The 13220-nt window shown below is 70.6% G+C and carries 14 protein-coding genes; 8 read left to right on the top strand and 6 right to left on the bottom strand.

Annotated elements, in window-relative coordinates:
* Positions 1–48: 48 nt before the first annotated feature.
* A complete protein-coding gene (locus tag ACIGFK_RS14280) occupies positions 49–714 on the top strand; it encodes a class I SAM-dependent methyltransferase (RefSeq protein WP_400051848.1) in 666 nt (221 codons plus the stop codon).
* Positions 715–740: 26 nt separating this feature from the next.
* Here ACIGFK_RS14280 and ACIGFK_RS14275 read toward each other — a convergent pair whose 3' ends face one another.
* Together ACIGFK_RS14275 and ACIGFK_RS14270 are read right to left on the bottom strand one after the other, a co-directional pair.
* Complete coding sequence (locus ACIGFK_RS14275) at positions 741–2018, bottom strand: MFS transporter (protein WP_400051846.1); 1278 nt, start codon at positions 2016–2018, stop codon at positions 741–743.
* Entirely contained in the window at positions 2015–3382 is a 1368-nt protein-coding gene (locus ACIGFK_RS14270; RefSeq protein ID WP_400051845.1) for a rhodanese-like domain-containing protein, read from the bottom strand. Before ACIGFK_RS14270 ends, ACIGFK_RS14275 begins: the two co-directional genes overlap by 4 nt.
* A gap of 86 nt (positions 3383–3468) precedes the next feature.
* Between ACIGFK_RS14270 and ACIGFK_RS14265 the strand changes: the two genes are divergently transcribed.
* The 3 genes from ACIGFK_RS14265 (at position 3469) to ACIGFK_RS14255 (ending at position 6197) form a co-directional block, all read left to right on the top strand.
* Positions 3469–4137, top strand: coding sequence for a metalloregulator ArsR/SmtB family transcription factor (locus tag ACIGFK_RS14265; protein WP_362463454.1), 669 nt, complete (start codon positions 3469–3471; stop codon positions 4135–4137).
* Entirely contained in the window at positions 4134–5306 is a 1173-nt protein-coding gene (locus ACIGFK_RS14260; protein WP_400051843.1) for a cysteine desulfurase family protein, read from the top strand. The genes ACIGFK_RS14265 and ACIGFK_RS14260 overlap by 4 nt, the downstream gene beginning before the upstream one ends.
* A 234-nt stretch (positions 5307–5540) precedes the next feature.
* Positions 5541–6197, top strand: coding sequence for a DUF1326 domain-containing protein (locus ACIGFK_RS14255; protein WP_400051841.1), 657 nt, complete (start codon positions 5541–5543; stop codon positions 6195–6197).
* Between the two features lie 64 nt (positions 6198–6261).
* Here the strand turns inward: ACIGFK_RS14255 and ACIGFK_RS14250 are convergent, their stop codons facing one another.
* The 3 genes from ACIGFK_RS14250 to ACIGFK_RS14240 are packed head-to-tail and all read right to left on the bottom strand — an operon-like array spanning position 6262 to position 7900.
* Entirely contained in the window at positions 6262–7092 is an 831-nt protein-coding gene (locus ACIGFK_RS14250) for a methyltransferase domain-containing protein (protein WP_400051840.1), read from the bottom strand.
* Entirely contained in the window at positions 7089–7319 is a 231-nt protein-coding gene (locus ACIGFK_RS14245; RefSeq protein WP_400051838.1) for an anti-sigma factor family protein, read from the bottom strand. The genes ACIGFK_RS14250 and ACIGFK_RS14245 overlap by 4 nt, the downstream gene beginning before the upstream one ends.
* Positions 7316–7900 (bottom strand): sigma-70 family RNA polymerase sigma factor, encoded by a 585-nt coding sequence (locus ACIGFK_RS14240; protein ID WP_400051836.1) that lies wholly within the window; start codon positions 7898–7900, stop codon positions 7316–7318. Before ACIGFK_RS14240 ends, ACIGFK_RS14245 begins: the two co-directional genes overlap by 4 nt.
* Before the next feature lie 138 nt (positions 7901–8038).
* On the opposite strand from ACIGFK_RS14240, the gene ACIGFK_RS14235 reads away from it, so the two are divergent.
* Together ACIGFK_RS14235 and ACIGFK_RS14230 are read left to right on the top strand one after the other, a co-directional pair.
* Positions 8039–8809, top strand: a complete 771-nt coding sequence (locus ACIGFK_RS14235) for a methyltransferase domain-containing protein (protein WP_400051835.1) — start codon at positions 8039–8041, stop codon at positions 8807–8809.
* A gap of 48 nt (positions 8810–8857) precedes the next feature.
* The gene (locus tag ACIGFK_RS14230) at positions 8858–9388 is read left to right on the top strand and encodes a hypothetical protein (RefSeq protein ID WP_400051834.1); all 531 of its coding nucleotides are present in this window, start codon (positions 8858–8860) and stop codon (positions 9386–9388) included.
* A 217-nt stretch (positions 9389–9605) separates the two neighbouring features.
* Here the strand turns inward: ACIGFK_RS14230 and ACIGFK_RS14225 are convergent, their stop codons facing one another.
* Positions 9606–10025: a heavy metal-responsive transcriptional regulator gene (locus ACIGFK_RS14225; RefSeq protein ID WP_362463430.1), complete on the bottom strand. Its 420-nt coding sequence runs from the start codon at positions 10023–10025 to the stop codon at positions 9606–9608.
* An 80-nt stretch (positions 10026–10105) separates the two neighbouring features.
* Here ACIGFK_RS14225 and ACIGFK_RS14220 point away from each other — a divergent pair, with 80 nt between their 5' ends.
* Both ACIGFK_RS14220 and ACIGFK_RS14215 read left to right on the top strand, forming a co-directional pair.
* The gene (locus tag ACIGFK_RS14220; protein ID WP_400051832.1) at positions 10106–10825 is read left to right on the top strand and encodes a tRNA-dependent cyclodipeptide synthase; all 720 of its coding nucleotides are present in this window, start codon (positions 10106–10108) and stop codon (positions 10823–10825) included.
* A gap of 28 nt (positions 10826–10853) precedes the next feature.
* Positions 10854–13157 carry a heavy metal translocating P-type ATPase gene (locus tag ACIGFK_RS14215; protein ID WP_400051830.1) on the top strand — a complete coding sequence of 768 codons (2304 nt, stop codon included), beginning with the start codon at positions 10854–10856 and terminating at the stop codon, positions 13155–13157.
* Positions 13158–13220: the final 63 nt, after the last annotated feature.

Genomic DNA, 13220 nt, shown 5'->3' with positions numbered 1-13220 from the left:
GGGCCGCCGCCCGTACCCTCCCGGTGAGAACAGGAGAGGACGAGGGGCATGAGGTCCATCAGGCAGGATCTGGCCGAGGTGCAGAAGGCGCACTGGCAGAGCACGTACACCGCGCACCCGGAGATGTACGGCGAGGAGCCATCGGCACCTGCGGTCCACGCCGCCGAGGTGTTCGCCGCCGCTGGGGCTCGCGATGTGCTGGAACTGGGTGCGGGCCACGGCCGCGATGCCCTGCACTTCGCGGCCGAGGGTTTTGCCGTGCAGGCCGCGGACTTCTCCGCCACCGGCGTGGAGCAGCTGCGCCGTGCCGCACAGGCCCGGGGCGTCGACGGGCGGGTCACTGCGGCGGTGCACGACGTCCGGGAGCCACTGCCCCTGACGGACGCCTCGGTCGATGCGGTGTTCGCGCACATGTTGCTGTGCATGGCCCTGTCCACACGAGAGATCCACGCGCTGGTGGGCGAGGTCCGCCGGGTCCTGCGTCCTGGCGGTGTCTTCGTCTACACGGTCCGGCACACCGGCGACGCCCACTACGGCGCCGGCGCCCCCCATGGGGACGGGATCTTCGAGCACGGCGGGTTCGCCGTGCACTTCTTCGACCAGGCCCTGGTCGAAGCCCTCGCCGACGGCTGGAGCCTGGAGGAGGTCCACGCCTTCGAGGAGGGCGAGCTGCCGCGGCGGTTGTGGCGGGTGACCCAGAGCCTGTCCCGGTAGCGGCTGGGGCAGGCCAGGCTGGTCGTTCAGCGGGTGTCGGGCCGCTGTTCCGTGATCCAGCGGGCGGCGAGGAGCCCGGAGGCGGCGGTCAGGGCGGCGGCCGCGATGACCGTCGCATCGAGGCCAAAGGCGTCGGCGAGGATACCGGCGACCAAGGCACCTACGGCGTAACCGATGTCGCGCCAGAACCGGTACGTGCCGAGCGCGTTGGCCCTCCAGGCCGGGTGGGCGTGGTCGGAGACCGATGCGATCAGGGCCGGGTAGACCATGGCGGTCCCCAGGCCGAGTGCGACGGCGGACAGGACGCCGGCGAGCAGGGGCCGGTCGAGCAGGGTGAGGGCGAGGACGAAGCCGGCGGCCTGGACGAGCATGCCGTAGACGATGAGCGGTTTGCGGCCGATGCGGTCGGCGAGGTGTCCGGTGGGGATCTGCCCAAGGCCCCACAGGATCGGGTAGAGGCCTTTGATCAGGCCGACGGCGGCCAGCCCGAGGCCGTGGTCGGTGAAGAGCAGGGGGAAGACGCCCCAGGTGAGACCGTCGTTGAGGTTGTTGACCAGGCCGGCCTGGCTGGATCCGCGCAGGGAGCGGTTGCGCCAGGAGGTGCGGGCGAAGGTGGCCTTCAGGCCGGTGTCTTCTCCGGCGGGCAGGGGCTTGGCGTGGTGGGCGAGTTCGAGGGCTACGTGGGCGGCGGTGTCGCGGACGACGAGGGAGAGGGCGAGGCCGCCGACGACGAAGACGACGCCAATGAGCTGGGGGATCGGGCGCAGGCCGTAGCTGGTGGCGAGGTAGCCGGTGAGCAGGGCGGTGACGCCGACCGCGGTGTAGCCGGCGGCTTCGTTGAGGCCGGTGGCCAGGCCACGGCGTGTGGGGCCCACAAGGTCGATCTTCATGTTGACGGTCATCGACCAGGTCAGACCCTGGTTCAGGCCGAGCAGGACGTTGGCGGCGACGATCCAGCCCCACGACGGCGCGTACGCGAGCGCGAGGGGGACGGGGACGCCGATCAGCCAGCCCGCCACGAGGAGTTGTTTGCGTCGGAAGCGGGCGGTGAGGGCGCCGGCGGCGAGGTTGGTGAGGGCCTTCGTCAGGCCGAAGGCGATGATGAAGGAGAAGACGGCCAGGTCGCTGGTCAGGCCGAACGTCTCGGAGCCGATGAGCGGGACGGTGGTGCGTTCGAGGCCGACCAGGCCGCCGACGCAGATGTTGACGATAACGAGCAGGGTGAACTGGAGCCAGTTCTCCCGCAGACCGAGCTGGGCGGGGCGGCTTTGGGTGCCGGCCGTCGGGGCAGTGGCGTTGTTCACGAGTCGCCCTCGGCGAGCTGCCCTCCGTGGGCGGCGGCGTACTCGGCGGGTCCGCCGTCCAGGACGGCGATGTCGGTGCGGCCGGCGCGTTCCAGGAGGCTGGCGGCGGTCATGGCACGCTCGCCGTGCCCGCAGGCCACGACCGCACCCTGCGGGGCGTCGGCGGCGACGGCCGTCAGGCTGCCGAGCTCGATGTGTACCGCGCCGGGGACGTGCCCGCTGGCGAACTCGGATTCCTGGCGGACGTCGACGTAAGGGCGGCCTGCGGCGTGGTCGGCGGTGACGAACGCGGTCGTGGTCTGCGGGTTGCCATCGGCGAGCCATGCGCTCATCCCGCCCGCGAGGCGGCCACCGAGGCGTTCGTGGCCGATCTTGTATGCCTGCCAGACGATCTCGCTCAGGTCCTGGTCGTCGTTCACGACGAAGGCGAGGGGGGCGGTGTCAGGCAGGAGCCAGCCGAGCCAGGTGGCGAACTGGCCGCGCAGCGGGATGGACAGGGAGCCGGGGATGTGGCCGGCGGCGTAGTCGGCGGCGGGCCGTGCGTCGACGACGTGACCGCCGTCGGCGATCAGGGCCCGCACCTGATCGGCGGACAGTGCAGCCAGCAGCGGGCTGGCCGTCAGGACTTCCGGGCCGCGCCGGTTGATCTCGCCTAGCCGGTCGAAGTACGCGGGATAGGTGCCAAGGCTGGCGATCAGCCGGGACACGAAGCTGTCCTCGTCGGGTGCGGCAAGCAGCGGGTTGGCCTGCTTTTGCGCGCCGATGGTGGTGGTGCGCTCGGTGCCGGGCGGGGCGGAGCAGAAGGAGCCCGCTCCATGGGTGGGCCACACCGCAGTCGCATCGGGCAGCGTGGCGAGCCGCTTCAGCGAGCGGTACTGGGCGCGGGCGAGTTCCTCGGTACGGCCGGCTCCGAGGAGGTCGGTGCGGGCGGCGGAGTTCACTATCAGCGAGCCGCCGGTGAACACGCCCAGCGGTCGGGAGCCGTCCAGGAGGAGGAAGGACAGGTGCTCGTCGGTGTGGCCGGGGGTGGCCAGCGCGCGCAGGGTGAGCCCACCGAGGTCGACCTCGTCGGCGTCGGCGAGCCCCTGGTGGTCAAAGGTGCGGCGTCCGGCTGCGGAGGCCAGCACAGTGGCGCCTTGGTCGTGGCCGAGCTGGAGGGCGCCGGAAAGGAAGTCAGCATGCAGGTGCGTGTCGGCCGCGTAGGCGACCCTGAGACCCCGACGCTGCGCCGCCGCGTTCAGGGCACGCAGGTCGCGGCTCGCGTCCACGGCCAGGGCGCGGCCGTCGCCGAGGTCGACGAGGTAGGCGCTGTTGCCCATGCCCTGGTCGACCAGCGGTATCAGATGATCGTCGACGAACCCCATGAGGTCCTCCACATGTCACGGTAGGCGCCGAGTGGTCTGAGCACCCATCCATGGATACAATATTCCATGGATTTATGGAGGATGCCATGGGAGATGCCGCACGGAAGTCGGCGCTGTACGACGCCTTCGCCCACACGGGCAAGGCGCTGAGCAGTGGAAAGCGTCTGGAACTGCTCGACCTGCTGGCGCAGGGCGAGCGGACGGTCGACGCTCTGGCGAAGGCCTCAGGGCTGAATCTGACCACTGCGTCCGCACATCTGCAGACCCTCAAGCAGGCCGGACTGGTCACCACCCGCCGCGAGGGGGTACGCATCCACTACCGCTTGGCCGGAGACGACGTCGCCGCCCTCTACGCCCTGCTCCGCAAGGTCGCGCAGACCCACCAGGCAGGCGTCGAGGCCGCCCGTACCGCCTACCTCGGGGTCGATCAGCCGGAGGCCGTCGGACGCGAGGAACTACTCACCCGTGCGAAGGCCGGCGAAGTGGTGGTTCTGGACGTACGTCCTGCTGCGGAGTACTCGGCGGGCCACATCCCCGGCGCCGTTTCCATCCCCCTCGAGGAACTCGCCGACCGCGTCGCGGAACTGCCGGCGGATACCGAGGTCGTCGCCTACTGCCGGGGCGAATACTGCGTCATGGCCCACGACGCCGTACGGCTTCTGAACGCCCGAGGCCGCCGCGCCGTACGGCTGACCGACGGCATGTTGGAATGGCGGCTGGCCGAGCTGCCGACGGAGAGCGGGGCCGCCGCGTGATCCCTGCCCATCCCGCCTTCGCCGACGGCCCGCTGTATCTGGACTACAACGCCACGACCCCGGTCGATCCGAGGGTCACCGCAGCCATGGAACCGTACCTGGCACAGTGGTTCGGCAATCCCTCCAGCGGGCACGCGTACGGCGCCGAGCCCAAGCGGGCACTCGAGCGCGCCCGCCGCCAGGCCGCCGCACTCATCGGCGCCCGCGCCGACGAGATCGTGTTCACCGGCTCCGGCTCGGAAGCCGACAACCTCGCGATCCGCGGTGCCGTGCTCGCGGCCGCGACCGACCGGCCCCACGTCATCACCCAGATCACCGAGCATCCTGCTGTGCTGGAGACGTGCCGCGCCCTGGAACGCCTGCACGGCACCGAGGTGACGTACCTGCCCGTGGACCGGCACGGCCTGGTGGATCCGCAGGACCTGACCGCCGCGTTCACCCCCCGCACCGTGCTCGTCTCGGTGATGGCCGCGAACAACGAGACCGGCGCCCTCCAGCCGGTCGCCGAGCTGGCCCGCATCACCCGGGACCATGGCGCGCTGTTCCACTGCGACGCCGCGCAAGCAGCAGGCAAGATCCCGCTGGACGTCATCGCGTCGGGCATCGACCTCATGACGGTCGTCGGCCACAAGATGTACGCCCCGAAGGGCATCGCCGCCCTCTACGTACGCACGGGAGTGACCCTCGAACCCCTCGTCTACGGCGGCGGCCAGGAGCGCGGCCTGCGGGCCGGCACCGAGAACGTCGCCCTCGCCGTCGCCCTGGGGGCCGCCACCCAACTCGCCGCCGAGGAACTGGCCGACACCACGCACGACCGCGTCGCCGTGCTGCGCGACCGCCTGCACGACGGGCTGGCCGACGGTCTACCCGGCCGGGTCCGCCTCAACGGCCCCTACGAAAACCGCCTTCCCAACACTCTGAACATCAGCATCGACGGCGTACGAGGCCACGAACTCCTCGCGGCAGTCACGGGGATCGCCGCCTCCACCGGCTCGGCGTGCCACAGCGGTGCCCGCACCCCCTCACCGGTCCTCAGCGCGATGGGCTTCGACCCGGCCCGCAGCCTCTCGGCGCTCCGCCTCTCCCTCGGCCGCTGGACGACGACCGCCGACATCGACCGCGCGGTCGGACTGCTGACCGCGGCAGCCGAGCCCGCCCGCCCGGCATGAGGCCCGCTCCGGATGCCCGCGGCCGGACCGGACCTGCTTGAGGAGCCGCCACCCGGCCCCGGTCCCTCGTGTAGAGGCTCGGCGCCGTGGTGCACCGTAGACATCGGGGTTCCCCGCCCGGGTCACGAGGTGCAAGCTGGAGGGGAGACCGTTCTCCGAACCCGGGAACGGGCTCGGGGCACACGGTCTCGCCACTCCGAGTGAGCTTCTCGTAGCTCGGCTGGAGGAAGCGACATGACGCAGCAGGCCGCCACCGGCACGCGCTGGCATCTGGCCGGCGACTGGTTCGACGTATGCAAGTGCGCGATTCCGTGCCCGTGCACGTTCGCGCAGCCCCCGACCTACGGCGACTGCGAAGGCGTCATGGTCTGGCACATCCGGGAAGGCAACTTCGGGGACGTACGGCTCGACGATCTCAACGTCCTGATGCTCGGGTCGTTCGAGGGCAACCCGTGGGCCGGCACGCATACCGAACCGTACGCCGCGGTCTTCCTGGACGAGCGTGCCGACGATCAGCAGCGGGCCGCGCTCGGGACCGTCTTCGGCGGTGAGGCGGGCGGATGGCCGGCGGAGTTCGGGGCGATGTTCCACCCCGAGATGCGGGGCATGGACGTCGTCCCGATCCACGTGGAGATCGACGAGGACCTCGCCACGTGGCGAGCCGAGATCCCGGGCCGTGTCACGGCGGCCGCCGAGGCGCTCACCGGCCCGACCACCCCGAACGGCGCACGCGTCCAGGTCCTCAACTCCCCGGGCTCCGAGGTGGGGCCGGGCCAGATCGCCACGTGGGGGCGGGCCACCGCCGACCGCGCCGACGCGTTCGGCTTCTCCTGGGAACGCACCGGGAAGTCGAGCAAGTACTTCCCCTTCGACTGGAGCGGCCCTGACTGAAGAGCCCATCTGCCCGACCCGGGTACCGCCCTTGATATGGCGCGACTGACCGTCGTACGGGGCATCAGGGAGCATCTGGCGGACCAACCACCGACTCCGCCTCCGGGCGGTTGGCTCTGACAACGATCGACACGGCCACCACTCGCTGCCGGGCGGGCGGGAGCAACTCCCTCATGAGGCGGATCACGGCCGGAGTGAACAGGGGATACAGCGCGCAGTCATCGACACTCAGCGCCTCCCGGTGCACCACCTCGACGTCCCGGAAACCGACCTTCTCCAGCTTCCGCACGAAGGCGGGCTCCGAGAGCGCGCCGGCGACGCAGCCCGCCCAGGCGGCCGGCTGCGTGAGGATCTCCGGCGGGAGGTCGTCCTGCCCGACGGTCAGGTCCGACACGCACAGCCGTCCGCCGGGCCGCAGGACGCGGGCGCATTCGGCCATCACCCGCGACTTCCTCGGGGAGAGGTTGACCACGCCGTTGGAGATGATCAGGTCGACCGTGGCGTCGGGCAGCGGGATGTCTTCCATCTCGCCCTCCAGCAGGTCGACGTTCCCGAGACCTGCCTCGGACGCGGCGTTCGCGGTGCGCGCGAGCATCTCGGGGAGGAAGTCGAGCGCGATCACGCGGCCGGAGGCGCCGGTGCGGCGGGCAGCGAGGATCGTGTCGATGCCGCCGCCGCACCCGATGTCGAGGACGCGCTCGCCGGGCCGGATGCCGGCGAAGCGGAGATGATTGGCCACGCCGAGCGATCGGTCGATCGCGGACCGTGGCATGTCGGCCAGCTCGTCGGCGCTGTACAGCCGGCGGGCCACGGCGGCGGTGGTCGGGGGCACGTTCCGGTACGCGGCGCGGACCAGCTCTTTCACCTCGGCGCCGTGCATGAGGTCCCTCGTCATGGCTCCAACTCCTCGAGGGTGAGGTTCAGGCGCCGCAGGACGTCGTCCGGAATCTCCTCGCGGCCGGATGCGGCCAGGAACCGCCGGAGTTCCTCGGCGAACTCCAGCTCCCCGCAGCAGCGTCGGCAGCTGGCCAGGTGCTCCTCCAGCGCAGCACGGTCCGCCGCTCCGAGCGTGGCGTCGAGGTACTCCCAGAGCCGCTTGGTGGCCTCGGAACAGGTGATCAACGCGACGCACCCTCTTTCAGCAGCCCGTTCTCCTCCGCGTACGCCCACAGCTGCATCTCGAACAGCTTGCGCCCGCGGTGCAGCCGGGCCAGCACGGTTCCGAGCGGCGCGTCCAGCATGGCCGCGACCTCCCTCGCGAGGAATCCCTCCATGTGGACCAGGACGAGCGGGACCCGGTAGAGCTCGGGGAGCCTCATCAGCACCGCTCTCACGTCCTCGTTCCCGAACTCGGCGAGGAAGTCGAGATGCAGCGAGTCCGAATACGGAAACGGATCCTCATAGGCGATCTTCCGGTACAGGGAGAAGTTCTCCGCCTCGTCGAAATCGACCTGCACGGGCTGCCGCGCCCTCGTGCGGCCGAGGTCACGGCAGCAGTTGACGAGGATCTTGCGCAGCCACGCGGGGCCGGCGGCGGCGTCGTGGAGCTGTCCGTACCCCTGGAACGCCTTGAGCAGGCAATCCTGCACCGCGTCCTCGGCGTCCTCGCCGACGAGGGCCCGGGCGATCGAATAGAGGCGAGGGAGCTGCTCGCGCGCGAGGACGCGGAACTCCTCCGCCCTTCCGGTCCGAATCTCCTGCATGGACAGCACGCACCTTGGGACGACCCCAGTGGCTATTTTATTGCGTTCCATCCCGATTTTCGGTGCGGGCAATAATCCAGGCCCCGGCACCGTCCTCGTACTCACAGGAACCAGCTCTGCCGGAAGAAGGCGAATGCCATGGCCACCGTGAATGCTCTGGACCTGGAAGAGAAGGTCCGGGCTCTGTACCGCCTGGTGGCGCAGGAGCCACACGGCTCCTACCACTTCGAGATGGGCCGTGACCTGGCCGGTCGCCTGGGCTATCCCGCCGACCTGCTGGACCGGGTTCCGGCCGGGGCCGTCGAGTCCTTCGCCGGGGTCGGATACTTCCTCGACCTGGCCGCACTCGGCGAGGGCGAGTACGTCATCGACCTCGGCAGCGGCTCCGGCACCGACTCCTTCTGCGCCGCGCAACAGGTCGCAGCCTCGGGACGGGTCGTCGGCGTCGACTTCACACCCGCCCAGCTGGACAAGGCCCGGCGACTCGCCGAGGCCGGCGGCTTCGAACAGGTCGAGTTCCGCGAGGGCCGCATCGAGTCACTGCCCGCCGAGGACGCCGGCTTCGACTGCGCGATCTCCAACGGCGTCATCAACCTCTCCGCCGACAAGGAACGGGTCTTCGCGGAAGCGGCACGCGTCCTCCGCCCGGGGGGCCGCCTCGCCCTCGCCGACATCGTCACCGAACAGCCGCTGACCGAGGCCATCGTCTGCGACGCCGGCCTCTGGGCCTCGTGCATCGGCGGCGCCGCCCACGAGACCACGTACCGGCAGGCCATCGAGAACGCCGGCCTGCGAGTCAAGGAACTCCGCGGCAACGCCTACGAGTTCCTCTCCGGCCAAGCCCGCCGGGCCAGCGCCCGGTACGGCGTCAAGAGCATCTCTCTGCTGGCGGTCAAGCCGGACCGCTGAGCCCCTCCCGCGGTCCGCAGGACCGCGGCGCGTGCCAGGAGGCACGTCATGACCACCCTCACCCACCGCCACACCAGGACCGAGACCGACAGGGCGACGGGCACCCTCCGAGCAGGATCCGCCCTCATGGCCCTCGCCGGCCTGGCGTTCATCGGCTACGCGGTCATCTTCTTCATCCGCGACTTCACCGACTCCTTCCTCGAACTCGGCATCGGACGAGCGCAGGTCGACGTCGGCAAGACCCAGATCCGAGCATTCAGCCCCGAGCTGTACGACTACATCTCGCACCTGCACATCGCCGTCTCCGGATTCATCGCGGCAACCGGCCTCGCCGTCGCGGCCCTGGCTTGGTTCGGCGTGCGCCACGGCCACCTGTGGGCGTGGGTCACCGCCGTCGCGGCGCCCGTCCTCGGCCTCGCCGTCGCACTGCCCGCCCACTACCCCTTCCACTTCGACACGATCGGCCACCTCGGCCTGATCTACCTGGCCACCGCCGTCTTCATCGTCGGCGCGCTGCTCAGCCTGAAGCCGCTGCTGACGGCACGAAAGACCGACTCAACCCGCCCGACGGGAACCTGACATGGGCCATCACGGCCGCCCCGGCGCGGGAGGTGCCGGGGCGGGGCATCGCCCGTAAGCCCACACCGCACATACCGAGGGCCCACAAAACCACAGGTCAGAGCCCTTACTTCACCGGCTCTCGATCGCCACGCACCCCACATGGTGCGTCATCGAAATAGGATCAATCGAAAACATGTGAACCCGATCATTCGCCCAGATTCACAGGGCGTCGGCGCTACGCCCCTGCCGGTGCGGCCGGGGTGTCTTCGATGATGTGGCAGATGACGCCGGGCTCGCCGCGTCCGGCGGCCTGGCCGGCGCGGTCGCGGGCGTTCTGGAGGGTTTCGCGCAAGGCGGTCAGGTCGGCGATGCGCTGGTCGATCTCGGTGAGGTGTTCGTCGAGGAGGTCCGTGACCAGGGCGCAGGGCTGCTCCCCCTGGCGTTGCAGGTCGAGGATGCGCTTGATCTCCTTCAGGCTGAGGCCCAGGGCCTGAGCCTGCCGGATGAAGTGGAGTTCCGGGAGAGCCTGCTCGGAGTACGCGCGGTATCCGGCGGGAGTGCGCTCCGCCTCGGCGATCAGGCCGTTGGCCTCGTAGAGGCGCACGGCTTTGGGGCTCAGCCCTGCCTGCTTGGCAACGCGGCCGACGGTGAGCATGACGGCGGTCTCCTCGGATCGGGGAATGTCACCATTGTGCGCTTGACCTTGCCCTAAGGACAAGGTTTTACGGTCCAGGCATGAACACCCAGCGAGGAGGCAAGGCCCTGTCGGCCTTGGAACTCACACCGATGAGTCCCCAGTGCGGTGACGTGGTGGCGCGCGCCGAGCACGCGTGCATCGGGATCAGCCCGTTCAACAGCTACTTCTCCACCGAGCGGATCCGCGCTCTGGCCGCCTGGGGGCGGGAGAGGTTCGCCCGGGTGGACTTCTTCGTCCCCGACGCGCCGAGCGCCTTCACCTTCGAGGCGCTGGGGTATTCGCCCGAGCGGGCGGCGTGGAAGGCGCGCCGGCAGGGCCAGTACACCCGGAACAAGATCTGTACCGCGCTGACCGGCCTGGGTGTGGCGGACCCCGAGGACCGGATCCTCGGCTGGGCCGAGCTGGAAGGCAACGCCGCCTTCGCGCAGCTGCACGACCGATGTCGCGAGCTGTACGAAGTCGATGAGGCGTTCGGGGATGCCTGCCGGGAGGCCGCCGTCTGGGTGCTGTCCGGCAAGCTGCCCGAGGGCTCGAGACCGAGCGAGCAGCAGGTCGAGTGCGCGGTGCGCTACTTCCTCGCCGAGCTTCCCCTGTTCGTCGACACCCCGGCCATCGTCGGTGCCGGGGCATCGGTCTTCTGCTACCACCAGCCGCCTGACGTCCTGCGCCGCCTGTACGGGCGCCGGCTGAGCCTGTCCCCCGCACCCGGCCAGGGCTTCGCCGTCGTCACACCCCTCGCTACCGCCCGCTGGAACTGAACCCCGTGAACTCAGAGACGAGCAACCCATGACCACCACTACCGATATGGCCGGCGAGGTACCCGGCCTGATCGAGCCAGCGAACACCGTCGACCTGGCGATCACCGGCATGACCTGCGCTTCGTGCGCGGCCCGCATCGAGAAGAAGCTGAACAAGCTGCCTGGCGTGAGCGCGTCGGTGAACTTCGCCACCGCCGGCGCACGCGTCTCGTACGGCGATGGCGTGACCGCGCAGGAATTGATCGACGTGGTCAAGGCGACCGGATACGGCGCCTCGCTCCCCGAGCCGCCCACCCCCTCCACCTCCGCTGAAGCGGGCGCGGTCGTTGACGAGGAGGAGCGCCACGTGCGGGCGCTGCGGGACCGGCTGCTGGCATCAGCGGTGCTGACCGTGCCGGTGGTAGTGCTGTCGATGGTGCCCGCCACCCAGTTCCGGTTCTGGCAGTGGCTCGCCTTCGCCCTGGCCTCACCTGTCGCACTGTGGGGAGCCTGGCCCTTCCACCGCGCTGCCGCGCTGAACCTGCGCCACCGGGCGGTCACCATGGACACCCTGGTCTCCCTGGGAGTGCTGGCGGCATGGGTGTGGAGCGTGTACGCGCTGTTCCTCGGCGGCGCGGGTGAACCCGGGATGCGCATGGAGGTCTCGCTCCTGCCCCGCTCGGGCGAGCACGGCGGACCGGCGGAGCTGTATCTGGAGGTGGCCGCGGCCCTGACCGCGTTCATCCTGGCCGGCCGCTACTTCGAGGCCCGCGCCCGCAGGCGCGCCGGGGACGCGATCCGGGCCTTGATGGACCTCGGCGCCAAGGACGTCACCGTCCTGCGCGACGGACGAGAGGTCCGGGTGCCGATCGAGCAGCTGGCGGTCGGGGCGGAGTTCGTCGTACGGCCCGGCGAGAAGATCGCGACCGACGGGGTGGTCGTCGAGGGTTCCTCCGCGGTGGACGAATCGCTGCTGACCGGGGAATCACTGCCGGTGGAAGTCGGCCCGGGCGACGCGGTGACCGGCGCGACCGTCAACGCCGGGGGCCGGATCGTCGTACGCGCCTCCCGGGTCGGGGCGGACACCAAGCTCGCACAGATCGCCCGCCTGGTGGAGGCGGCACAGACCGGCAAGGCGGCCGTACAGCGGCTCGCGGACCGGATATCGGCGGTCTTCGTGCCGATCGTGATCCTGCTGGCCGCAGGCACGCTGGCCACCTGGCTGCTCCTGGGCCACCCCGCGCCGGTCGCACTGACCGCGGCGGTCGCGGTGCTGATCATCGCCTGCCCGTGCGCGCTCGGACTGGCCACGCCGACCGCGCTGATGGTCGGCACCGGGCGGGGCGCCCAGCTCGGCCTGCTCATCCGGGGCCCCGAGGTGCTGGAGTCCACGCGCCGGATCGACACGATCGTGCTGGACAAGACCGGCACCGTCACCGAGGGCCGGATGCGCCTGGCCGATGTCGTCGCTGCCGAAGGCGAGAGCCGTGAGGAGATCCTGCGTCTCGCCGGCGCGGTGGAGCACGCCAGTGAGCACCCGATCGCCAAGGCGATCGCGGATGCCGCCGAGGAGGAGCAGGGCGGCCTCGCGCCTGTCACGGACTTCGCGGGCCATGCGGGCCGCGGCGTAACCGGGACCGTCGACGGCCGTCAGGTGATGGCCGGCCGGGCGAGCTGGCTCACCGACCAGTGGGGATTGCAGATCCCGTCCGCGCTGGTCCGGGCCCAGCAGCAGGCCGAACAGGCAGGACGTACGGTCGTCTTCGCCGCCTGGGAAGGGAACGTACGGGCTGCCCTGGTAGTCGCCGACACCGTCAAGGCGACCAGCGCCGAGGCGGTCGCCCGGTTCAAGGCGCTCGGCCTGACCCCGGTGCTGCTCACCGGAGACAACGAGGCCGCCGCCCGGCACGTGGCCGCCGAGGTCGGTATCGACACCGTCATCGCCGAGGTCCACCCCGAGGACAAGGTCGCCGAGATCAAGCGTCTGCAGGGCCAGGGCAAGGTCGTCGCAATGGTCGGTGACGGCGTCAACGACGCCGCCGCCCTCGCCCAGGCCGACCTGGGACTGGCGATGGGCACCGGCACCGACGCGGCGATCGCCGCCGCCGACCTCACCCTGGTCAAGGGCGACCTGCGCGGCGCAGCAGACGCGATCCGCCTCACCCGCAAAACCCTGACCACCATCAAGGGCAACCTCTTCTGGGCCTTCGCCTACAACGTCGCAGCCCTGCCCCTGGCGGCACTCGGCCTGCTCAACCCCCTCATCGCCGGAGCCGCGATGGCCAGCTCGTCGGTGTTCGTCGTCACCAACAGCCTGCGCCTGCGGCGCTTCCAGCCCGCCGACCGCAGCTGAGCAGCGGACGCAACGCCCGAAGCCCGGCCGGGATCATCTCCCGGCCGGGCTTCGGCATGACCG

Source organism: Streptomyces sp. NPDC085524 (genome assembly GCF_044541755.1).
Lineage (GTDB): Bacteria > Actinomycetota > Actinomycetes > Streptomycetales > Streptomycetaceae > Streptomyces.
The sequence above is the reverse complement of the archived record's forward strand: the minus strand, read 5'-3'. Positions and strand labels throughout refer to the sequence as shown.